This is a genomic window from Rahnella sp. R3(2024) (assembly GCF_042920125.1).
GTDB classification, from domain to species: Bacteria; Pseudomonadota; Gammaproteobacteria; order Enterobacterales; family Enterobacteriaceae; genus Rahnella; species Rahnella rivi.
Map to the genome: position 1 here is coordinate 727121 of NZ_JBHGBU010000001.1, position 23452 is coordinate 750572.

General features: G+C 55.1%; 16 protein-coding genes. 6 read left to right on the forward strand and 10 right to left on the reverse strand.

The window, feature by feature from the left end:
* Window positions 1-4: 4 nt before the first annotated feature.
* Window positions 5-655 carry a response regulator transcription factor RcsB gene (gene rcsB / locus ABSH60_RS03105; RefSeq protein WP_056782307.1) on the forward strand — a complete coding sequence of 217 codons (651 nt, stop codon included), beginning with the start codon at window positions 5-7 and terminating at the stop codon, window positions 653-655.
* Window positions 656-735: 80 nt separating this feature from the next.
* On the opposite strand, the gene rcsC is transcribed toward rcsB, so the two are convergent.
* Both rcsC and gyrA read right to left on the reverse strand, forming a co-directional pair.
* On the reverse strand, window positions 736-3612 hold the full coding sequence (gene rcsC / locus ABSH60_RS03110) for a two-component system sensor histidine kinase RcsC (protein ID WP_390972650.1): 2877 nt from the start codon (window positions 3610-3612) through the stop codon (window positions 736-738).
* Window positions 3613-3755: 143 nt separating this feature from the next.
* Entirely contained in the window at window positions 3756-6407 is a 2652-nt protein-coding gene (gyrA, locus tag ABSH60_RS03115; protein ID WP_056782304.1) for a DNA topoisomerase (ATP-hydrolyzing) subunit A, read from the reverse strand.
* Window positions 6408-6667: 260 nt separating this feature from the next.
* Between gyrA and ubiG the strand changes: the two genes are divergently transcribed.
* From ubiG to yfaE, 4 genes are all read left to right on the forward strand, one after another.
* On the forward strand, window positions 6668-7417 hold the full coding sequence (gene ubiG / locus ABSH60_RS03120; RefSeq protein ID WP_390972652.1) for a bifunctional 2-polyprenyl-6-hydroxyphenol methylase/3-demethylubiquinol 3-O-methyltransferase UbiG: 750 nt from the start codon (window positions 6668-6670) through the stop codon (window positions 7415-7417).
* Between the two features lie 503 nt (window positions 7418-7920).
* A complete protein-coding gene (nrdA, locus tag ABSH60_RS03125) occupies window positions 7921-10203 on the forward strand; it encodes a class 1a ribonucleoside-diphosphate reductase subunit alpha (protein ID WP_056782300.1) in 2283 nt (760 codons plus the stop codon).
* Between the two features lie 72 nt (window positions 10204-10275).
* A complete protein-coding gene (gene nrdB / locus ABSH60_RS03130) occupies window positions 10276-11406 on the forward strand; it encodes a class Ia ribonucleoside-diphosphate reductase subunit beta (RefSeq protein ID WP_056782298.1) in 1131 nt (376 codons plus the stop codon).
* Entirely contained in the window at window positions 11407-11667 is a 261-nt protein-coding gene (yfaE, locus tag ABSH60_RS03135) for a class I ribonucleotide reductase maintenance protein YfaE (protein WP_056782296.1), read from the forward strand.
* 957 nt (window positions 11668-12624) lie between these two features.
* Here yfaE and ABSH60_RS03140 read toward each other — a convergent pair.
* Both ABSH60_RS03140 and ABSH60_RS03145 read right to left on the reverse strand, forming a co-directional pair.
* Window positions 12625-13830: a nicotinamide mononucleotide deamidase-related protein YfaY gene (locus ABSH60_RS03140; RefSeq protein WP_056782291.1), complete on the reverse strand. Its 1206-nt coding sequence runs from the start codon at window positions 13828-13830 to the stop codon at window positions 12625-12627.
* Window positions 13831-13960: 130 nt separating this feature from the next.
* Window positions 13961-14506, reverse strand: coding sequence for a YfaZ family outer membrane protein (locus ABSH60_RS03145; RefSeq protein ID WP_056782289.1), 546 nt, complete (start codon window positions 14504-14506; stop codon window positions 13961-13963).
* Window positions 14507-14842: 336 nt separating this feature from the next.
* On the opposite strand from ABSH60_RS03145, the gene ABSH60_RS03150 reads away from it, so the two are divergent.
* Entirely contained in the window at window positions 14843-16276 is a 1434-nt protein-coding gene (locus tag ABSH60_RS03150) for a catalase (RefSeq protein ID WP_056782287.1), read from the forward strand.
* A gap of 49 nt (window positions 16277-16325) precedes the next feature.
* Here the strand turns inward: ABSH60_RS03150 and menE are convergent, their stop codons facing one another.
* The 6 genes from menE to menF are packed head-to-tail and all read right to left on the reverse strand — an operon-like array spanning window position 16326 to window position 23360.
* Window positions 16326-17702 (reverse strand): o-succinylbenzoate--CoA ligase, encoded by a 1377-nt coding sequence (gene menE, locus ABSH60_RS03155; protein ID WP_390972656.1) that lies wholly within the window; start codon window positions 17700-17702, stop codon window positions 16326-16328.
* The gene (gene menC, locus ABSH60_RS03160) at window positions 17687-18688 is read right to left on the reverse strand and encodes an o-succinylbenzoate synthase (protein ID WP_390972658.1); all 1002 of its coding nucleotides are present in this window, start codon (window positions 18686-18688) and stop codon (window positions 17687-17689) included. The genes menE and menC overlap by 16 nt, the downstream gene beginning before the upstream one ends.
* Window positions 18688-19545, reverse strand: a complete 858-nt coding sequence (menB, locus tag ABSH60_RS03165; RefSeq protein WP_056782282.1) for a 1,4-dihydroxy-2-naphthoyl-CoA synthase — start codon at window positions 19543-19545, stop codon at window positions 18688-18690. Before menB ends, menC begins: the two co-directional genes overlap by 1 nt.
* Window positions 19532-20329 carry a 2-succinyl-6-hydroxy-2,4-cyclohexadiene-1-carboxylate synthase gene (menH, locus tag ABSH60_RS03170; protein WP_390972660.1) on the reverse strand — a complete coding sequence of 266 codons (798 nt, stop codon included), beginning with the start codon at window positions 20327-20329 and terminating at the stop codon, window positions 19532-19534. The genes menB and menH overlap by 14 nt, the downstream gene beginning before the upstream one ends.
* Complete coding sequence (gene menD, locus ABSH60_RS03175) at window positions 20326-21999, reverse strand: 2-succinyl-5-enolpyruvyl-6-hydroxy-3-cyclohexene-1-carboxylic-acid synthase (protein ID WP_390972662.1); 1674 nt, start codon at window positions 21997-21999, stop codon at window positions 20326-20328. Before menD ends, menH begins: the two co-directional genes overlap by 4 nt.
* A gap of 23 nt (window positions 22000-22022) precedes the next feature.
* The gene (gene menF, locus ABSH60_RS03180) at window positions 22023-23360 is read right to left on the reverse strand and encodes an isochorismate synthase MenF (RefSeq protein WP_390972664.1); all 1338 of its coding nucleotides are present in this window, start codon (window positions 23358-23360) and stop codon (window positions 22023-22025) included.
* Window positions 23361-23452: the final 92 nt, after the last annotated feature.

Consider the following 23452-nt stretch of genomic DNA (forward strand, 5'->3'; position numbering starts at 1 on the left):
TCACATGAATACTATGAACGTAATTATTGCTGATGATCATCCTATCGTCCTTTTTGGTATTCGTAAGTCACTTGAACAAATCGAATGGGTGAACGTCGTTGGCGAGTTTGAAGACTCGACTGCACTGGTAAACAGCTTAAGCAAACTTGATGCGCACGTGCTGATCACTGACCTTTCCATGCCGGGCGATAAATTCGGCGACGGCATCACGCTGATTAAGTACATCAAGCGTCACTATCCTCAGTTGTCGATCATTGTTCTGACCATGAACAACAACCCGGCAATCCTGAGCTCGGTGTTGGATCTGGACATTGAAGGGATTGTTCTTAAGCAAGGCGCGCCGACGGATCTGCCTAAAGCGCTGGCCGCACTGCAAAAAGGCAAGAAGTTTACGCCGGACAGCGTGGCAAAATTGCTGGAAAAAATCAGTGCCAACGGTTACGGCGACAAACGCCTGTCTCCGAAAGAAAGCGAAGTTCTGCGTCTGTTTGCAGAAGGCTTCCTGGTCACTGAAATTGCTAAGAAACTGAACCGCAGCATCAAAACCATCAGCAGCCAGAAGAAATCAGCGATGATGAAACTGGGTGTGGAAAACGATATTGCGCTGCTGAACTACCTGTCTTCAATCAGCTCCATGCCGATCGACAAAGACTAGTTTTCAGGCTTTCAGCGACAACACTGACAGCAAAAAAAAAGGCACCTTTCCGGTGCCTTTTCTTATGGTTTTTTTACGACTCAGCTTTCCTGTACAGGCCGCGCTTTGCGCACCCGATCGCTGTAATAACTGAGCGTATCGCGCAGCGTTTCCAGCGTCACCGGCTTCGACAGGCAGTTATCCATTCCCGCTTCCAGACACCGCTGACGCTGCTCAGCCAGCGCATTGGCCGTCACGCCGATGACCGGCAGCGTATGCCCCAGCTCGCGCAGTTTTTGCGTCAGGCCGTAACCATCGAGACGCGGCATGTTCACGTCGCTGAGCACGATATCAATCTCATGTGCCCGCATCGCATCCAGCGCATCGACCCCGTCGTTGGCGGTCACCACGATATAGCCCATGGTGCCCAGCTGATCGGCGAGCAGACGGCGGTTGATCGGATGGTCATCCACCACCAGCAGCCGGATGTCGCTGTAGTCCTGCGCCACGGCATTGTCAGCCGCCGGTGCCTGTAATCCGCCCTCTTCCCCGGCCGCCTCAATCTGATAAATCCGGTTAAGCAGCAAGGCGATTTCAAGCGGTGTCGAAGTGCCGTGTACCCAATACCCTGGCCGGGTTTCCACTGGCGGCCCGACATGGTCTATCGAGAATTCAATCTGCGCGCGCAAGGTGCCCATGTGAATAAACGGCGTATCGGTGATCAGCACGTCTTCCGCGCCGGTCTGCTGCTCAGGTTCGTAACGCTGAATGTTCGCGCCGTGATAGCGCAGCAATTGCATCAGGTAGCTTTCGAGGTAGGCGTTGCGCACATCCAGCAGGACGGTTTTATCCTGCCAGTGATCCAGCGGCGCTTCGGACGGGAATACCGCGCTGTACAGCGGGATTCTTACCGTGAAGGAGCTGCCCAGACCCGGCTCGGATTCGACATCAATATCGCCATCCATCAGGTTGATCAGTTTTTCACAAATCGCCAGCCCCAAACCGGTGCCCTGGAAATGACGCTGCACGCCGGTCCCCACCTGGAAGAAGGGATCGAACAGGCGGGTAATTTCCCGTTCCGGAATGCCGACGCCGGTGTCGCGCACCTGGAATTCAAGATAATTACCGCAGGTTCTGACGTTGAGAACAATGCAGCCGGTATCGGTGAATTTGATGGCGTTATTGAGGATGTTGGAGATGACCTGCTGCAAACGCACCGGATCGCCGTTAAACGACAGCGGCACGTTATGCTCGATAAAGCAGTACAGCCCGAGGCGCTTTTTCACCACCAGCGGCAGATAGTTACCGGCGATATGGGTGATCACTTCCCGGCAGGAGAACTCCTGAGGCTCGATTTTCAGCTGCTCGGACTCAATTTTGGAGAAGTCGAGAATGTCGCTGATGATTTTCAGCAACAGCGCCGAGGAGTTGTTCATCGCCGTCACCAGGCGGTCAACACCCTGCGGCAGCCCCTGCGTTTGCAATAAATCCAGGTTACCAATGATACCGTACAACGGCGTGCGCAATTCGTGGCTGACCGTCGCCAGGAACATGGATTTGGACTGGCTGGCCTGCTCGGCGGCGTTCGCCATTTCCTGCAACGACTCTTCCATTCTCACGCGCGCACTGACGTCAATCAGCACGCAGATCGCCACATCTTCGTTACGGTAGCGGGAATGGACAAAGCTCAGCTGGATATTGTTGTTGTTTTTAGTGATGACATCGACGAAGTTCACCTGCTGATCGCAGATGATGCGCGTAATGCGCTGTCGGTCTTCCTGCGTCAACATGCTGATGTAATTGTGCGCCAGCTCGTTACTCAGAATGTTCACGCCGTCGCTGATGCGCAGAATCGAAATCCCCACCGGCGCCGACGCGACAATTTTATGATTGAACTGCTCGTGCTCTTCCAGCCGGAACGCATTCTGTTCGGCGGGTAAAAACATCTTGCGCTCGAACACCCACGCCAGAATGAACAGCAACAGGCCAGAGAAGATATTCAGCAGCACGGCGTTGAATATCATGATCTTGAACCGTTCGATCACAATATTGAACGGCATGGAATACACCACGCTCAGTGAGGACGGCGACAGCGGCTTTTTGTAGATCAGGTCTTTGTAGCCGTTCATGTAGCCGAAGTAGGAGCTTTCCTGCGGGTAATTGCCCAGCGCGGCGGTATAGCGGTCACCTTCGGACAGGCTCAGCAGAGGCTGATCGTTCTCATCCAGCAGCGTCACGCCGGTATGTTGCGCGCTCGGCGTGACCAGATCTTCGAGACGCAGATTCTGCTGGATGCCCATCAGCGCTTCCAGCTTATTACCGACAAAAATCGGTGTCAGAACATACAGATAACCGGATTCTTTATTACTGGACTGCGACACCCAGTACAGACTGTTTTCTTTATCCTGATTCTTGCCGTTACGGTATTGCAGGATTTTTTCATGCAGGGATTTCAGCTGATCCTGACTTTCCCGTTCAAAAGGCTCGCTGCTGATACCGAAATCCACCAGACACAGATTCTCACCGCCGATAAAGAACACGCGGTTGAGATCGTAGGCATCGGAAAAGTTGTCTTTCCAGTAGTGGATCATATTGCCGAGCGACGCCAGCGAATTGCGGTAACTGCCATTGAGCTGTGAGCAGTCAGACTCAGGGAAAAGCGAAAGGTAGGACGGCGGCGTATTCTTGGTACTGATCATCCCGTTGATGATGTCGAGGCCGTTCATTGAATCGCTCAGTCGCTTTTCCGCCATGAACTTAATGCTGCGCATCACGTCATTGGAATTTTTGATATAGCTCTGCGCCAGATCGTAATTGAGGTTGTCCTCATCACGGATCTCCGACTCTTTGTTGTGGAAGATATTCAGCACATAAAAGGTGGTCAGCAGCACACCCAAAGTCCACAACATAAGCGCCAGCACCCGGAACAGGTAGCGGGAGATCCTCAGCGTTGTACGAAACGAAGCAAGATATTTCAAGGAGTAACCATCGGTGTAACGGCTCGGTGAGCGGAATGTGAATCAGAATACACTATTGGAGGACTTTCTAAAAAATCCGAAATAAATAAAAAAGGCATAACACGTTGCCATGTTATGCCTTTCTGACCACTGACTACGAAAACTTATTCTTCTTCGTCGTCAGCAGGCTGTTCGTCTTCACTTTCTGCTTCGTCTGGCAGATCGGCTGCTTGCGCCGCTTCCAGTTCGCCTGCTTCGGTGGCAACGCCATCCAGCTCTTCGTCTTCAACCGGTTCTGCAACACGTTGCAGGCCTACCACGTGCTCTTGTTCAGCGGTACGGATCAGCGTAACACCCTGGGTATTACGGCCAACGGTACTCACTTCAGAAACGCGTGTACGAACCAGCGTGCCGGCATCGGTGATCATCATGATCTGATCGGCTTCATCAACCTGGATCGCGCCGACAACCGGACCGTTACGCTCGCTCACTTTGATCGAGATAACGCCCTGTGTTGCACGGGATTTGGTTGGGTATTCAGCAGATTCAGTACGTTTACCGAAACCATTCTGCGTGACGGTCAGGATGCACCCTTCGCCGCGAGGAATGATAAGCGACACAACGCTGTCGCCTTCGCCCAGACGGATACCGCGAACACCGGTCGCCGTACGGCCCATCGAACGTACCGCTTCTTCAGAGAAGCGCACCACTTTACCGGCCGCAGAGAACAGCATGACTTCGTTTTTACCGTCGGTCAGGTCAACACCAATCAGCTCATCACCCTCGTTGAGGTTGATGGCGATGATGCCAGCGCTGCGCGGGCGGCTGAAATCGGTCAGTGCGGTTTTCTTCACGGTACCGCTGGCTGTTGCCATGAACACATGACGGCCTTCTTCGTACTCGCGTACTGGCAGAATGGCGGTGATACGTTCGTTCGGCTCGAGCGGTAACAGGTTGACGATAGGACGACCACGGGCACCGCGGCTGGCTTCCGGCAACTGATAGACTTTCATCCAGTACAGACGACCACGGCTTGAGAACATCAGAATGGTGTCATGGGTATTGGCGACCAGCAGACGGTCGATGAAGTCTTCTTCTTTAATACGGGCTGCTGATTTACCTTTACCGCCGCGACGCTGCGCTTCGTAATCGGTCAGTGGCTGATATTTCACATAACCCTGATGCGACAAGGTAACCACAACGTCTTCCTGGTTGATCAGGTCTTCGATGTTGATGTCAGATGAGTTCGCCGTAATTTCAGTGCGACGCGGATCATTGTACTGATCGCGGATCGCTTCCAGCTCTTCGCGAATGACTTCCATCAGACGGTCAGGGTTGGACAGGATGTACATCAGCTCGGCAATTTGCACCAGCAGCTCTTTGTATTCATCCAGCAGTTTTTCGTGCTCAAGACCGGTCAGTTTCTGCAGACGCAGATCCAGAATCGCTTGCGCCTGTTGTTCCGTCAGGAAGTATTTCCCCTCGTGAATACCAAACTCAGGCTCCAGCCACTCAGGACGGGCTGCGTCGTCACCGGCGCTGGCCAGCATCGCCGCCACGTTACCCAGATCCCATGAACGCGCAATCAGGCCCGCTTTCGCTTCAGCCGGAGATTGTGCAGCACGGATCAGTTCAATGATCGGATCGATGTTTGCCAGGGCGATAGCCAGTGCTTCAAGGATATGAGCACGGTCGCGGGCTTTACGCAGTTCAAAGATGGTACGGCGCGTCACCACTTCACGGCGGTGGCGAACAAACGCAGACAGAATCTCTTTCAGACCCAAAATTTTCGGCTGACCACGGTGTAATGCCACCATGTTGATACCGAAAGAGGTCTGCAACTGAGTCAGCGAGTAAAGGTTATTCAGAACCACTTCACCCACGGCGTCACGTTTGATTTCAATGACAATACGCATGCCGTCTTTATCAGACTCATCGCGCAGCGCACTGATGCCTTCAACACGTTTTTCTTTCACCAGCTCGGCGATCTTTTCGATCAGACGGGCTTTGTTCACCTGATACGGGATCTCGTGAACAATGATGGTTTCGCGACCGGTTTTGGCGTCCGCTTCCACTTCTGCGCGGGCACGGATGGAAATTTTGCCACGGCCGGTGCGGTAAGCTTCTTCAATGCCGCGACGGCCATTAATGATTGCCGCTGTTGGGAAATCTGGCCCGGGGATGTGTTCCATCAGCCCTTCAATGCTGATGTTTTCATCATCGATGAACGCCAGACAGCCGTTGATCACCTCGGTGAGGTTATGCGGCGGAATGTTGGTCGCCATACCGACTGCGATACCTGACGAGCCGTTCACCAGCAGGTTAGGAATACGGGTTGGCATGACCGCCGGGATCTGCTCGGTGCCATCGTAGTTTGGCACGAAATCGACGGTGTCTTTTTCTAAGTCAGCCAGCAATTCGTGAGCAATTTTCGACATGCGAATTTCGGTATAACGCATGGCAGCTGCGGAGTCGCCATCCACTGAACCGAAGTTACCCTGCCCGTCCACCAGCATGTAGCGAAGTGAGAAAGGCTGAGCCATACGAACGATGGTGTCATAAACTGCGGTATCACCGTGTGGGTGATATTTACCGATAACGTCACCGACCACACGGGCCGATTTTTTATACGCTTTATTCCAGTCGTTACCGAGGACGTTCATTGCGAAAAGTACGCGGCGGTGTACCGGTTTTAAACCATCACGCACATCTGGTAGCGCACGTCCGACAATAACGGACATCGCATAATCCAAATAAGAGTTTTTCAGCTCTTCTTCGATGTTAATCGGTGTGATTTCTCTGGCAAGGTCGCTCATGGAGCTGCTATCCCTCTACTGATTATTCATGGCCGCTGCCCACGTAGGCATATATAGCGCAAAGGTGTAAAACTATACCACAAACCAGCGAAACGTGGAAAACAACCGCCCCCTTTTGGCGAGTATTATCCAACGTCTTTCAAACCTTTGCGCAAAGCACCGCATTTCGTATAAAGATTCGCCAGAACCACAAAACTGAACCAAAGCAGACGAAATAGGTATAATCGGTTTTATCGAGATATAAGGAGTCCATCACGCTCATGACAAACACCGCATCCACACCCGCCTCTGCTGCCCCACAGAATATCGACCACGAAGAGATCGCCAAGTTTGAGGCGGTTGCCTCACGCTGGTGGGATCTGGAAGGCGAATTCAAACCGCTGCACCGTATCAATCCGCTGCGCCTGAATTACATTCTGGAGCGTGCCGACGGCCTGTTCGGGAAGAACGTGCTCGACGTCGGCTGCGGCGGCGGCATTCTGAGTGAAAGCATGGCCATCGCCGGCGCGAAAGTCACCGGTCTGGACATGGGCGGCGAACCGTTACAGGTCGCACGTTTGCATGCGCTGGAAAGCGGCGTGAAAGTCGATTACGTGCAGGAAACTGTCGAAGCCCACGCTGATGCACATCCTCAGCAATACGACGTGGTGACGTGCATGGAAATGCTGGAACACGTTCCCGATCCGGCTTCTGTGGTTGCCGCCTGCGCGCGTCTGGTGAAACCGGGCGGCCATGTGTTCTTCTCCACCATCAACCGCAATAACAAAGCCTGGCTGATGGCGATTTTTGGCGCAGAATATGTGCTGAAAATGGTGCCAAAGGGCACGCACGACATTAAAAAATTCATCAAGCCTTCTGAATTACTGGGCATGATCGATCGCACGTCGCTGTCCGAACGTCACATTATGGGTCTGCATTACAACCCGCTGACCGATCATTTCAAACTCGGGCCGAACGTTGATGTGAATTACATGATCCACACCCAGTCGGAAGAGAGCGCCAGCCTCTGACCTGCCGGAAATGACGCCGACGTCAAGCCCGGAAAATGTGTTCCGGGCGAGATTAAGTGCAATTCTGACCGCGCTTAGCGTGATGGGTTTTACTTAAACCTTAGTTTTTAGGGCGTTGGTGACGTCGGCGACGCAACATGATTTTTTAGAATAGTTATCCAGATCAATATAGCGTTTTTTTCTAACGTTTAATAAACCGGCAGTCGATCACTTTTCGCAAAAATATAAGAAAATCGTATCGAAGATATTGACAGGTTTGTCGCGCCAGCAATGACGGACTCCTCAGACGCAGACCAGAAATTTCTCCCCAAGTTATCCACAAATCTGACGATTTTGTTCACTTGCCAAAGGACGGTTCAGTCACTATCTTGTCATCAGAAAATAACAAACCCACAATATATTGTGTTTATATCCTGACCAGCACACTAGAATCGAGTCGTGCTGCCGCGCCGTTTCTGGCGGCCAGGTCGGACCCTTTATAAACCTTTGAGGTATCGTCCCGAATGAACCAAAGTCTGCTTGTAACTAAACGTGATGGCCGCACTGAACGCATCAATCTTGATAAAATCCACCGTGTCATTGACTGGGCTGCGGAAGGTCTTCAAAACGTATCAGTTTCTCAAGTAGAACTTCGTTCACACATCCAGTTCTATGACGGGATCAAAACCGCTGATATTCATGAAACCATTATCAAAGCGGCTGCGGATCTGATCTCCAAAGATGCCCCGGATTATCAATATCTGGCTGCGCGTCTGGCGATTTTCCATCTGCGTAAAAAAGCCTACGGTCAGTTTGAACCACCAAAACTGATCGACCAGGTGACCCGCATGGTTGAAATGGGTAAATACGACAAACATCTGCTGGAAGACTACACGGCTGAAGAGTTCGAGCAGATGGACAGTTTTATTGACCACTGGCGCGACATGAATTTCTCTTACGCTGCGGTTAAACAGCTGGAAGGGAAATATCTGGCGCAGAACCGCGTATCGGGCGATATCTACGAGAGCGCGCAGTTCCTCTACATTCTGGTCGCGGCCTGCCTGTTCTCCGGCTACCCGCGCGAAACCCGTCTGGATTACATCAAACGTTTCTACGACGCGATTTCGACCTTCAAAATTTCTCTGCCTACGCCGATCATGTCTGGCGTGCGCACCCCAACCCGTCAGTTCAGCTCATGCGTTCTGATCGAATGTGGCGACAGTCTGGACTCGATTAACGCGACTTCCAGCGCCATCGTGAAATACGTTTCTCAGCGTGCCGGTATCGGCATCAACGCCGGTCGCATCCGTGCGCTGGGCAGCCCGATCCGTGGCGGCGAAGCGTTCCACACCGGTTGTATCCCGTTCTATAAGCATTTCCAGACCGCGGTGAAATCCTGTTCTCAGGGCGGCGTTCGTGGCGGCGCAGCGACGCTGTTCTACCCGATGTGGCATCTGGAAGTGGAAAGCCTGCTGGTGCTGAAAAACAACCGTGGTGTTGAAGGCAACCGCGTCCGTCATATGGACTACGGCGTACAGATCAACAAACTGATGTATCAGCGTCTGGTGAAAGGCGGCGACATCACCCTGTTCAGCCCGTCTGACGTGCCTGGCCTCTACGATGCCTTCTTTGCCGATCAGGACGAGTTCGAGCGTCTGTATGAGAAATACGAGCAGGACGCCAGCATCCGTAAGCAGAAAGTAAAAGCGGTTGAGCTGTTCTCCCTGATGATGCAGGAACGTGCGTCTACCGGCCGTATCTACATCCAGCACGTTGACCACTGCAACACCCACAGCCCGTTTGACCCGGCAATCGCTCCGGTTCGCCAGTCCAACCTGTGTCTGGAAATCGCGCTGCCAACCAAACCGCTGGATGATGTGAACGACGAAAACGGCGAAATTGCGCTGTGTACGTTGTCTGCTTTCAACCTCGGCGCTATCGAAAGCCTCGACGATCTGGAAGAGCTGGCGGTGCTGGCGGTTCGTGCGCTCGACGCCCTGCTCGATTATCAGGATTACCCGATCAAAGCCGCAAAACGTGGCGCGATGGGCCGTCGTACCCTGGGTATTGGCGTGATTAACTACGCGTACTATCTGGCGAAAAACGGCGTGCGTTATTCTGACGGCAGTGCAAACAACCTGACGCACAGAACTTTCGAAGCCATTCAGTATTACCTGCTGAAAGCGTCCAATGAACTGGCGAAAGAGCAAGGTGCATGCCAGTGGTTCAACGAAACCACCTATTCTCAGGGCGTGATGCCCGTGGATACTTACAAGAAAGATCTGGACGCGATTTGCAGCGAACCTCTGCATCTGAACTGGGATAAACTGCGCGAAGACATCAAAACGCACGGCCTGCGTAACTCTACGCTGTCCGCGCTGATGCCTTCAGAAACGTCGTCGCAGATCTCCAACGCCACTAACGGCATCGAGCCACCGCGCGGCCACATCAGCATCAAAGCGTCGAAAGACGGGATCCTGCGTCAGGTTGTGCCGGAGTATGAGCGTCTGAAAGATCAGTACGAACTGCTGTGGGATATGCCAAACAATGACGGTTACCTACAACTGGTTGGCGTGATGCAAAAATTCATCGACCAGGCGATTTCGTCTAACACCAACTATGACCCGTCGCGCTTCCCGAACAGCAAAGTGCCGATGAAACAATTGTTGAAAGACTTGCTGACAGCCTACAAATTTGGCGTGAAAACTCTGTACTATCAGAACACCCGTGACGGTGCGGATGATGTGCAGGAAGACATGAAAGCCGAGGTAGCTGACGACTGCGAAAGCGGTGCCTGCAAAATCTAATCCTTTGTTTTAAATTACTATATTATTTGAAACCCCCGTCAGGGGGTTTTTGCCGAGAATGTCGAGGAAGTTATGGCCTACAGTACTTTTTCCCAGAATAAAAACGATCAGCTTCTTGAGCCAATGTTTTTTGGCCAGTCGGTTAACGTTGCCCGTTTCGACCAGCAGAAGCATGAAATCTTTGAAAAACTGATCGAAAAGCAGCTGTCCTTCTTCTGGCGTCCGGAAGAGATTGACGTGTCCCGCGACCGTATCGATTTTCAGGCACTCCCGGACCACGAAAAACACATCTTCCTCAGTAACCTGAAATACCAGACGCTGCTTGATTCCATCCAGGGCCGCAGCCCGAACGTGGCGTTGTTACCGCTGATCTCTATTCCGGAACTGGAAACCTGGGTCGAAACCTGGGCGTTTTCAGAAACGATTCACTCACGTTCTTACACGCACATCATCCGTAACATCGTCAACGATCCGGCGATTGTGTTTGACGACATCGTGACCAACGAAGAGATCCTCAAGCGTGCGAAAGACATTTCCGGTTATTACGACACGCTGATCGAAATGACCAGTTACTACCATCTGCTGGGTGAAGGTACGCATACCGTCAACGGCAAAACGGTGGTGGTGAATCTGCGCGAGCTGAAGAAAAAACTCTACATCTGCCTGATGAGCGTCAATGCGCTGGAAGCGGTGCGTTTCTATGTCAGCTTCGCCTGTTCCTTTGCGTTCGCTGAACGTGAACTGATGGAAGGCAACGCGAAAATCATCAAGATGATCGCCCGTGACGAAGCGCTGCATCTGACCGGCACTCAGCACGCGCTGAACCTGCTGCGCTCAGGCCAGGACGATCCTGAAATGGTTGAAATCGCCAAAGAATGTGAGCAGGAATGCCACGATCTGTTTGTACTGGCGGCACAGCAGGAAAAAGACTGGGCGGAATATCTGTTCAAAGACGGTTCAATGATCGGCCTGAACAAAGACATTCTGTGTCAGTACGTGGAATACATCACAAATATCCGCATGCAGGCCGTTGGCCTGACCGCACCGTTCAAAACCCGCTCGAACCCAATCCCGTGGATCAACGCCTGGCTGGTGTCTGATAACGTGCAGGTTGCGCCACAGGAAGTGGAAGTCAGCTCCTATCTGGTCGGCCAGATCGACTCTGAAGTGCATGCCGACGACCTGAGTGATTTCGAGCTGTAAATGACAGACAGAACCATCACACTTTCAGCCGGTGGCCCCCCGCTGGTGTGCGAAAGCCGCCATCGCAATCTGCTGGAAGTGTTTGAACACAACAACGTCGACGTCGAATACCAGTGCCGGGAAGGTTATTGCGGATCATGCCGGGTCAAACTGGTGAGCGGTGCGGTGGAATACAGTGAAAAACCCTTAGCGTTCATCTCTGACGGCGAGATTTTGCCGTGTTGCTGTATGCCGGTCGGGGATATTGAGATTGAGTTTTAGTGGGTTTCGGCCCACAGCCCGATGTTGCGAACTGCTTTAACAACCACTTCAAAATCAACTTCAACGTCAAGGTCGTGGGCGTCGGCCCACACCGACCAGAGGGAGAATAAACCTTCTCCCTCTGGACTCCCGCGTTTTTTAAAACACGTGATCCGCGCGCTGGCTATGTTTCAGGTATCACTGCGACAGGCTGGAAATCTTGCCGCTGCGCGGTGCCTTCATTTCGGGATTGCAGCCTTAGGTCTGCAACCTCTCATTCAGCAAGATTTCTGAATCGCCCGCACGATCTTAAATTCAACAGCAGAAAATTTTTCATCTTTTAAAAAGTCGATTGGCGTGATCAAAAATGGCACCGAATGAACGGTTCAAGACCTGAGGCTCGAAGCCTGAAATGAGGGTATCGCGTAGCGATGACATTTTGCGCCACTTATATTCAGCAAGATTTCTGAATCGCCCGCACGATCTTAGATTCAACAGCAGACAGTTTTTCATCTTTTAAAAAAGTCGATTGGCGTGATCAAAAATGGCACCGAATGCACGGTTCAAGACCTGAGGCTCGAAGCCTGAAATGAGGGTATCGCGTAGCGATGACATTTTGCGCCACTTATATTCAGCAAGATTTCTGAATCGCCCGCACGATCTTAGATTCAACAGCAGACAGTTTTTCATCTTTTAAAAAAGTCGATTGGCGTGATTAAAAATGGCACCGAATGAACGGTTAGAGACCTGAGGCTCGAAGCCTGAAATGAGGGTATCGCGCAGCGATGACATTTTGCGCCACTTATTGTAGCCACGAAACATGTCCGTCGTGCCTGCGACAGCGCGCAGTTAAAAGAGCCCGGGGGTCTTGGGGGCGGCGGCGACAGGCCGCCCCCAAGTCGGTGTGGGCCGACGCCCACGGTCTTGATCTTAAGGCCGGTTTGGGCGGCAGCCCAAGGTGTTGACCTTGAATGATAACTAGACTTTCTCGACTCGGTCGAGCCACGGATAATCCGCCACCGGCTCCCACCCGTTCAGGTAACGCCTGAGAAGATCCATCGCCACCATCGCCATCGTCTCCTGCCGTAATGCCAGACCGTGACGCGTTGCGGTATAGCGGATAGTCAGGCCACTGGTGCCCGACGGCGTATGCAATGCCAGACTGAGTTGGTCGCCCGACAGCGCGCCGACAGCCAATGCCAGTTGCGCGCCCGTGGTTTCGGCCAGGGTTTGCGCGCGCGCCAGCAGGCATTCAAGAGATTTATCCGGCGAAGCCTCGTTGCCCTGCGGCAATAACTCCCCGTTTGCCAGCGGCACGCCCGCGCTTTGCAGACGCCAGTTCAGCAGGCCACCGGTAAAACTTTCACTGACCGCAAGACGCAGATTTTGCGTCAGCAGACGTTCTGCCAGGCGATCCGGCAAACTGCCGAAACCTTCGAAAATCGTACTCTCCCCGGCAACTTCGCGTACCCGCTCGAAAATCTGATGCATCAAAGCTTCCTGCGAACGCGGTCCGGTGACTTTCAGTTCAATGATCGGCGACGACGAACGGTACCCCATCACCACGCCTTCCGGCATATCAATTTTATCCAGCTCGGTCGCCAGATCGCTTTCACCGCGGCCAAATGTCGTCAGGCGCAAACACAGCGGCGCTTCCAGCGCGGGGAATTGCTGATGTAAACGCGGAACGATTTGCTGTTCCACCATGACTTTGAATTCAGAAGGTACGCCCGGCGTGAAGAAAATCTGGCAGCGGTTGAGCTTAACGCGAAAACCGCAGGCGGTGCCGACCGGATTATCCAGCAGCTCGGCATTGGCAGGGATTTGCGCCTGTTTGCGGTTAGATTCCGCCATCGGGCGGCCACGTTCGTTGAAGAAAGCCTGCATGGTGGCGATCCACCCGGCATCTTCCACCAGCTCCACGCCACAGGCTTTAGCGGCGGCCAGCGCGCTCAGATCGTCCGTGGTCGGGCCTAACCCGCCGTTTACGATCAACACATCGGCGATATGGCTGCGCTCTTTCATCACGCTGACCAGTTCATCCAGGCTGTCGCCTACCGTCTCACGGCTGGTCATTGGCAGACCCTGATCAAACAGATAGCTGGCGAGCCACGCGGCGTTTGAATCCACGATCTGACCGTGAAGCACTTCCTCGCCGGTACTGAGCATTTCAACCCTAAGCATCACTTTCTCCTCTCGTTTTGTCCTTCCACTGTAGAAAGGCTGACGCAGAAACACAATCGCTCAGGCACAAAGTGATCGCGCAGACGAAAAAAAAAGCCTGCTAAGCAGGCTTTCTGATTCAGAACGGGATTTAGAAATTGACTGCGCCACCCACGTACGCGCCGTCGGCAACGATGTTATCGCGGTTGCCATCTTTACCATCCAGCGCCATGTAGCGGTAACCCACGCTCACGGTCACTAATGGAATCGCCGTCAGACGCACGCCCGCATTGGCTTCTTTGTAGTTACCAATGCCGCTGGACAGGGAGTCCGGAGAATAATAGTAGTCACCGTAAAGGGTGAACAGTTTCGCGATTGGCAACTGTAAACCGCCGCCCACAGCCGCTGCGTACCCTTCGTCGCCGTCTTTCGGATTGGTGTACAGACCTTTACCGCCAACGGTTGCCATGAACGGGCCCAGCGGAATGTTGTAACCCAGGCCAAGACCTGCCACATCACCATCATCATCGTTGTGGGTGTAATCGCCGCTCAGCGCCAGACCAGGCGACGTGGTGCCGAAACCGACGCCCAGATGGGTATAGTGCTCACCCACTTCGCCGTTCACGCTGATCGCACTGGCAGACGTTGCCGTCAGCAGCATGCCAAGGGCTGCGCCCGCTACAATAATTTTTTTCATCATCATTCCTGACATTCATATAACAGTGGGGAAATATTTAGTGCGCAGTCTAAATTAATTTGCCGAAAGGTGACATCTTTCAGAACGTTAAAAATCCCTTAGCGTGCAAATAAAATGTAAAGAAACGCATATATATTCGTTATTTATATTGCCCTAATCAGAATAATAAGCCTCACCTATTTGCCCATGATCAACGAATGGGTACACACTAGCCGTTAAGGTAAATTGTCCCAGGGACAGGGACCCACCTGCCTGGATGCACAGGATTTGCCGTTAAATGTGATCATTGATCATGCACGTCACACCCGATCTACGCGATACAAGGAAATTATGGTTATGGAAAAGAAAGGACTGACCACCGCTGCCGGAGCGCCCGTTGTCGATAATAACAATGTCATTACCGCAGGCCGTCGCGGCCCGTTACTGCTGCAGGATGTCTGGTTTTTGGAAAAGCTGGCGCATTTTGACCGCGAAGTGATCCCCGAGCGTCGCATGCACGCTAAAGGATCCGGCGCTTATGGCGTCTTCACCGTTACGCACGATATTACGAAGTACACCCGCGCCAGTCTGTTTTCAGAAATCGGCAAGCAAACCGAGATGTTTATCCGCTTCTCCACCGTTGCCGGTGAACGCGGCGCGGCGGATGCAGAACGTGATATCCGCGGCTTCTCGATGAAGTTTTACACCGAGCAAGGTAACTGGGATTTAGTCGGCAACAATACACCGATTTTTTACCTGCGCGACCCGCTGAAATTCCCCGATCTCAATCACGTGGTAAAACGCGATCCGCGCACTAACCTGCGCAATCCTGCTTACAAGTGGGACTTTTTCTCTCATCTTCCTGAATCGCTGCATCAGCTGACTATCGACGTCAGTGACCGTGGTCTGCCAACGTCATACCGTCATATCCACGGTTTCGGTAGCCATGCCTTCAGCTTTATCAATGCTGAAAATGAGCGCTTCTGGGTGAAATTCCACTTCCGCAGCCAGCAGGGCATTCAAAACCTGATGGATGACGAGGCTGAAAAACTGGTCGGAACCGATCGCGAAAGCGCACAGCGTGATCTGTATGAAGCAATTGAACGCGGTGATTTCCCACGCTGGAAGCTCTTCGTGCAAATCATGCCGGAAGCGGAAGCCTCACAACTGCCTTACAACCCGTTTGACCTGACCAAAGTCTGGTTGCACGGTGATTATCCGCTGATTGAAGTGGGTGAGTTCGAGCTGAACCGTAATCCTGAAAACTACTTTGCAGAAGTCGAACAAGTTGCCATGAGCCCGGCTAACGTCGTTCCCGGCATCGGTTTTTCTCCTGACCGCATGTTGCAGGGCCGTCTGTTCTCGTATGGCGACGCACACCGCTACCGCCTGGGTGTGAACCATCATCAGATCCCGGTGAACGCCCCGAAATGCCCGTTCCATAATTATCACCGCGACGGTGCCATGCGCGTGGACGGCAACAGCGGCAACGGCGTGACCTATGAGCCAAACAGCGCCGGTCTGTTCCAGGAGCAACCTGATTTCAGCGAACCGCCACTGAGCATTGAAGGTGCAGCCGATCACTGGAATCATCGTGAAGATGATGATTACTTCACTCAGCCGCGTTTGCTGTTCAACCTGCTGTCTGAAGCAGAGCACCAGCGTATGTTTGCGCGTATCGCGGGCGAACTGAAACATGCCTCGCAGGAAACACAGGCACGCCAGGTTGCACTGTTCTATAAAGTCGACCCGGCTTATGGAGCAGGGGTTGAGAAGGCACTGAAAGACTGATTTTTTGCCATCATCAATGACAAGGGCCGCAATGTGCGGCCCTTTTTGTTTATGCGCTCAGCGTTTCCAGCCATTGCCTGACGCTGGCACGTGAGATTTTTATCCCGCCCTGCGCGAGGGCTGCGGGGAGTGCGTGATACGCCACCGGCAGTTGAAAACGGGGCACCTGACGGCTCAGCCACAGATTGAGTTCGTCATACGGCAAACTGTCCTGTGCATCGAGGATCGCCACCGGACGATGACCAAATTGCGCATCTTCAACCGGCACCACAAACGCCTGGGACACCTGCGGGTGACTGACCAGCACTTTCTCGATATCTTCCGGCTGGATCCCTTCCCCGCCGCTGAAAAACAAATTATCCAGCCGTCCGGCGATATGCAGCTCATCCCCGCTCCACATGCCGCGGTCACGGGTATGAAACCAGCCGTCACTGCCGGTCAGCGGGGTTAACTGACCGTTTCTCCAGTAACCGCTGGCCAGACTGTCAGCGCGGATCAGCACTTCCTCACCGGCGATACTGACCTCTTTTCCGGCCAGCACTTGTCCGACGCCCGCTGAGCCTTCTGCGCGTTTGGCCGTCACGGTGGATGCGGTTTCCGTCATGCCATATCCGCACCAGCAACGAATGCCCAGACGTTCGGCCTGTTCGGTTAATTCCGGCGGAATTTGCGCGCCGCCGAGCAGGACATGTTGCAGTTTTGCGGGCACTGAAGGCTGTCTGAGTAAGCGCCAGAGCTGAGTCGGCACCAGCGAGGCGTGGCTGCATTCTGCCAGCGCAGCTTCCAGCGGTTGCCCTTCGGCCAGCACCAGCGTGGCCCCCGCCGTCAGCCAGCGCCAGATAATGCCTTGCCCGGAAACGTGAAACAGCGGCAGTGAAAGCAGCCAGCTGTCATTGCGGGTGAAAGGGATCAGGTTCAGTACGCCCGCCGCGCTGGCAAGATGCGCGGCTGCGGTGTGCGCGGCGGCCTTCGGCAAGCCGCTGGAACCGGATGTCAGCGTCAGTGTGGCGAGACGTTGTGGCTGCCACTGTGCAGCCTGGCCGCAATACGCGTTTTGCAGGGTCAGCGCCGCCATAGGCAGTGGCAACGGCGATTGCGCCAGATCCAGCACAAATCCGATATCGAGCTGCGGCAGTAATGCTTCGCATAACGCCTGCGGCAGTTGCGGATTAAGCGGCAACAGACGCGCGCCGGTTTGCAGCAACGCCAGATAACTGAGTACCGCATCCAGCGTATTTTTACTGCGCAGCACCACGCCGGTGCCCTCGCCGACGCCCTGCTGAATAAATCCGGCAGCCAGCGTATCCACGCGGTGCTGCAAATCACGCCAGCACCAGGTGATATCACCGGCTTTCAGCGCCACGGCAAAAGGCGACAGGTTTGCCCTTTCACGCCACGGCCAGTCTTTGATCATTTGCTCTGCCACACATTCTCCAGATCAGACACATCGGTCAGCGGTAATTCAGAGCCGGGCCAGCGGCGAACCAGTTGTGCCTGCATGAGATCCAGCGTATCCAGCCCCGGAATGGCGTCCGGCGTCAGCCACTGGGCAATACGCGCCAGTTGCGTCAGACCAAGACTTGATTCGATCGAGGAACTGATCACCGCCTCAAGCCCGACGGCATGCGCCTGAGCGATCAGCTGACGGCAGCGCATCAGGCTGCCGGTGAGCGTGGGTTTGATGATGATCGCGGCCAGCCCCGGCTCTGCCTGCACGGTAAAACCGGCTTCGCGCACGCTTTCATCCCAGGCAATGGCAATGCCGGTCGCCTGAGCAAATGCGCGGGATTGCTCCCTGGTCTGGCAGGGTTCTTCAATAAAAGTAATGCGTGACCGCAGTTCAGGTGCGACGTGACCGGCGAACCCTTCGGATTTGGCCTGCGTCCAGCTGCGGTTAGCATCGAGACGCAAATGCAGATCCGGCAGGGCTTCCAGCAGCATACTGACGTTCAGCCCGTCGCCGACCGACTCGTATAAACCGACTTTTACCTTCGCCACTTTCCGGCCATGAGCGTCACCGGGCAGCGCGCCGAGACGCGCATACAATTCATTCGGATCGCCGTGGCACAGTGGCGCACAGCGCGTACTCAGCACGGGCGGTAATTCGCCGCGAAGTTCGGCATCGGCGCAGCTCAGGCCGAAGGCAACAGAAGGCAAGGCGCTGAACGCCGAGGCAACCGCTGCCAGTGATGCACCCTGCATCCACTGACTCAGACCGTGCTGCACCGCCTCCTGCGCCTGCGACAAATCTTCCGCACTGAATCCCGGCAGCGGTGCGATTTCACCCCAGCCGGTTTTTTCGTCCTGCCACAATGACACCAGCAGCCCGTCGCGGGTTTTCAGTCGCTGATTGCGTAACACCACGCCCGCGTCCATAGGCAGGCTGTACCGGTACACCGTGGCGCGGCGCATTATGGATTCCGCTTAAATTTGCTGAAGTCCGGCTGGCGTTTTTCTACAAACGCGTTGCGACCTTCCTGACCTTCATCGGTCATGTAGAACAGCATGGTGGCGTTCCCCGCCAGTTCCTGCAAACCGGCCTGACCGTCGCAGTCGGCGTTGAGTGCGGCTTTCAGACAACGCAGCGCCATCGGGCTGTTTTCCAGCATTTCACGACACCAGCGCACGGTTTCTTTTTCCAGATCCGCCAGCGGCACAACGGTGTTGACCAGCCCCATATCCAGCGCCGCAGCCGCATCGTACTGACGGCACAGGAACCAGATTTCACGGGCTTTTTTCTGACCGACAATACGCGCCATATAGGACGCGCCCCAGCCGCCGTCAAACGAACCGACTTTCGGGCCGGTCTGGCCGAAGATGGCGTTATCCGCCGCAATGGTCAGATCGCACATCATATGCAGTACGTGACCACCGCCGATGGAATAGCCGGCCACCATCGCCACCACAGGTTTCGGACAGGTGCGGATCTGGCGCTGGAAATCCAGCACGTTCAGATGATGTACGCCGCTGGCATCCTGATAGCCGCCGTAGTCACCACGCACTTTCTGATCGCCGCCTGCGCAGAATGCTTTATCCCCTTCGCCGGTCAGCACGATCACGCCAATGCCTTCGTCATACCGGGCATCGTCCAGCGCGCGGATCATTTCTTTCACGGTCAGCGGGCGGAAAGCATTACGCACCTGAGGACGGTTTATGGTGATTTTGGCGATACCGTCGGTGGATTTGTGATAGCGGATATCTTCAAAATCACCGGTGCAATCACGCCATTCAACCGGCGCGTACAATTCTTTTTCATCAGGATAAATCATGCTCAACGTCCTTTAAGACAGGTGAAGTAATGAATGCCAGCGCCTGACGGGCAAATTCCGCCGGATTGTCACGATGGGCGTTATGCCCGGCATTGGCAACTGTGCGCAGTTCGAAACCCGACTGCTGCGCGAGAGTAATAAATTTGGTGTCCGCGCTGCCGCACAACCACGCCAGCGGCAGGGAAAGCTGATGCAGCTTCAAACGCAAATCGGGCTGCACCGCCAATGAGGTGGCGGCCAGCATGGCAGCGACGGCGTGAGGAGAGTTTGCTTCGCGCAGCAGGATCAGTTTCTGACGCTGCGCATCGGTCAGGCTGTCAAATACCGGCTGGCGATACCAGCCGGTGAGCGCCTGTTTCCAGGGCAACTGCACAAAACGCGTTGCCCATTGCTGATCGTGGTGACGGCGCTGCGCGCGCGCGGCCTGGCAGGTTAGCCCCGGGTGAGCGCCCTCAACCAGCACGCCTTGCAGCCCGCGGGCGTCGCCCTGACAGGCGTGATACAGGCTGATGCGCCCGCCGAGGGAATAGCCAATCAGCCAGTAGCGGGTAATACCCTGCCCGTGCAAGGTATCGGTTAACAGCTGGCTGACATCTGCAAATCCGGCGGCCGTTAACGACGCGGAACGCCCGTGCCCCGGCAAATCCACCAGCAGACAAGGCCAGCCGGAAAGCTCAGCGAACAAGGGTTGCCAGTCATCGGCACTGCCCAGCAGGCCGTGCAGAAAAACCAGCCAAGGCCGCCCTTTCACGTCGGCATTGAGGCGCGTACAGGCCAGCGTCATGACTGACTGACCTCGCTGACCAGCGCGCGCAGAGCGTGCGCGCCATCGGTGTCATTAACCTTCAGCTCCACCAGTTTTACACTGCCATGTTGCCAGCATTGCGTGACCGCGTCGTACAGTTCGGGCATGGAGGTCGGGCTGGCGTAATCGAGTCCAAACATCGCGGCAGCGTGGCGGAAATCGACGTTTTGCGGCATGCAGTAAAAGCGCTGGCGCTCCGCCTCTGGCGTAGGCAGCAGCGAGAAAATCTGCCCGCCGTTGTTGTTCACCACGATGATGACCGTTGGCGCAGAGCACTGACGCATCAGCGCAAGCGCATTCAAATCGTAAAGTGCGGAGATGTCGCCGAGCAGCACCAGCGTCGGTTTGCAGGTGGCGCGCTGCACCCCTGCGGCAGTGGAAAGCAGGCCATCGATGCCGCTGGCACCGCGATTCGCGAAAACAGGGTATCCGCAAGGGAGTTGTGCAAAAGCATCGACCAGCCGGACGATCAGGCTGTTACCGAGAAACAGCTGTCCGTGTTCCGGCAACAAAGACGGTAATTGCCAGGCGGCGACCGCTTCGCCGAAGGTGCCTGCGAGGCGCAGCTCGACGGCATGACGCGCGCGCGCGGCGCATTCGTCAAGCTCAGGCGCCCAGTCCGGCTGATGTTGCGCCGGATGCAGGGCGAGCCACGTCTCAATATTGGCCTGAATACGCCGGCCACGGTGTTGCGCGGGATCTTGCCGGCCAGGCAAAGGATCGACCAGCCAGTACTCTTCCGGCTGACACGCCGCCTGCCATTGCAACAAGCGTTTGCCGGTCAGGCCGCCACCAAACTGCACCACCAGTTGCGCGCGTCCCAGCAGTTTTTCCGCCTGCGCAGATGCCAGCCACAAATCGGCGCATGGCAAAGGGTTGCCGGTCGCGGCCTGTACATCGCTGAGCAACGGCCAGCCGAGCTGGTCGGCCCATTGCGCCAGCAGTTCACTTTCACAGGCAGAAAGGCGACTGGCGATGATCACGCCGCGTTTTTGCCGCCACGAGAACCAGTCAGGCTGCGCAGGAGCATACTGAACCGGCGCAAAACTCAGCCACGGCTGATGGCTCTGCCACCAGTCGCCAAGCTGTTGCATCCAGTCCTGATGTTCGCCGTTGTCCTCGCCGTACAGCGGTTCAGCAAACGGGCAGTTAATGTGAACCGCGCCATGCGTTTGCTGCGCCAGAGCGTTATCCAGCGCCGAAACCAGCCAGCGCGCGCTGATTTCCGGCGTCGGGCGCGGTAAATCCAGCGTCTGCACCGGGTGGCTGGCAAACATGCCGGTCTGGCGTATGGCCTGATTGGCTCCACAGTCGATAAGCTCAGGCGGGCGATCGGCCGTCAGCAAAATGAGTTTTTCGCCGGTCAGCCCGGCCTCGATCAGCGCCGGATAGAGATTCGCCACCGCCGTACCCGAGGTGACGATCACCGCAACCGGTTTTCCGCTGGCTTTCGCCAGCCCGAGTGCCAGATGGCCGAGGCCGCGTTCATCAAAATGGGTGTGACAGATCAGGTGCGGATGCGCGGCCGCCGCAAGTGTCAGCGGCGTGGAACGGGAGCCCGGCGCGATGCAGACGTGCTGCACCTGATGTCGGGTCACTGACTCAAGAATCAGCGTCGCCCAGCGGCGGTTAAAAACGGCAACAGACATGATCAGCTTACTCCGGCAAAGGATTATCCGGCCTGAACGGCAGGCGTGTAGTGTTCTTCCAGCAAAGTCCGCAATCCTGCGGCTTTGTTTTCGATCTCCTGCCACTCCTGTGCAGCATCTGAACCGGCGACAATACCTGCGCCAGCGTAGAGTTCCAGATGATGTCCTTTGACGGCTGCCGAGCGCAGCGCCACGGTAAACTCACTTTGTTCTGTGCTCAGATAACCGGCCGAACCGGCGTACCACTCCCGGTCAAAAGGTTCATGCCCGGCGATAAACTCCCGTGCAGCCTGGCGCGGTAATCCGGCGACGGCCGCGGTCGGTTGCAGACGTTGCAGACACCCCGCGTCATCTGCGCCGGTGAGTTCACCGTGAATGCTGCGACGTAAATGCTGCACTTTGCGCAGCCGCAGGATCTCCGCAGGCATCACATCCAGAGAGTGCGCCCCGCCCTGCAAACGCTGGCAGATATCATCAACCACCAGCAGGTTTTCGCGCTGATTTTTGCCATCGTTGAGCAGCCATTCGCCAAGTTCGCGGGCTTTCTGAAGATCAGGATGATTGGCGACCGTTCCGGCCAGCGCCTCGGTGAACAGCTCGGTGTGATCGCGCAGGAACAGGCGTTCGGGGCTTGAACCGAGAAATGCCTGCTGCGGCGTGAATGCCAGCATAAAGTGGTAACAGTGGTGATTCACCGCACGGCTGGCGGCGAGAAAGGCACAGGCATTGAGTGGCTGGCTGAGGGTTAAGGTGGTTTTGCGTGCCAGCACGACTTTGTCAAACTGCTGCTGCTCAATGCCTTTCAGCGCACGGTTAATGAGCTGGTTCCACTGTGGTTCGGCGGGCAGATGCTGATGCTGGACGACGCGGGACATAATGGGCGGTAAAGCATGGCTGGCGACCAGCGAACGCAGGAATAACCGCGTGCGACGCGCCTCTTCCAGCAACGATACAGCGCTGAACAGCGTGCAGCGCAGCCAGTACGTCGTGCCGCTGCGGCAAAGTTCGATGCGAGGTAAAAACAGCGCATTAGCTGCGCGCCCGCCTGCATCCGCGCCGTTGAAGGCATTCAGCCCCCAGATGTGCAGATCGGGAATATCACGGTGCTGGCGGATAAAGGCCTGCGCCTGTTGCATATCGCCAAAGGCATACGCATCGCCACACACGGCCGCTTCGTCATGACCGTCTCGCTGTTGCCAGTAGAATTTCGGGTAGCAGGGTTGCGCCGACAGCCATTCGAGCAGGCCGGTGTCAGGCTGTTTTTGCAGGGAATAACTGAACTGCCGGATACCCGCAGCGTCAGGCCATTCGCCTGCAAGCGTTGCATCAAGCTGGTCAATGATTGCTGATATCTGTTTCACCGCTACCTCGGGCCATACCGGATGTTTTGTGACGGGCAGAAATACCCTTCTGGATCAAAAAACGGGTTGGATCAATTACGGATGAATTATGA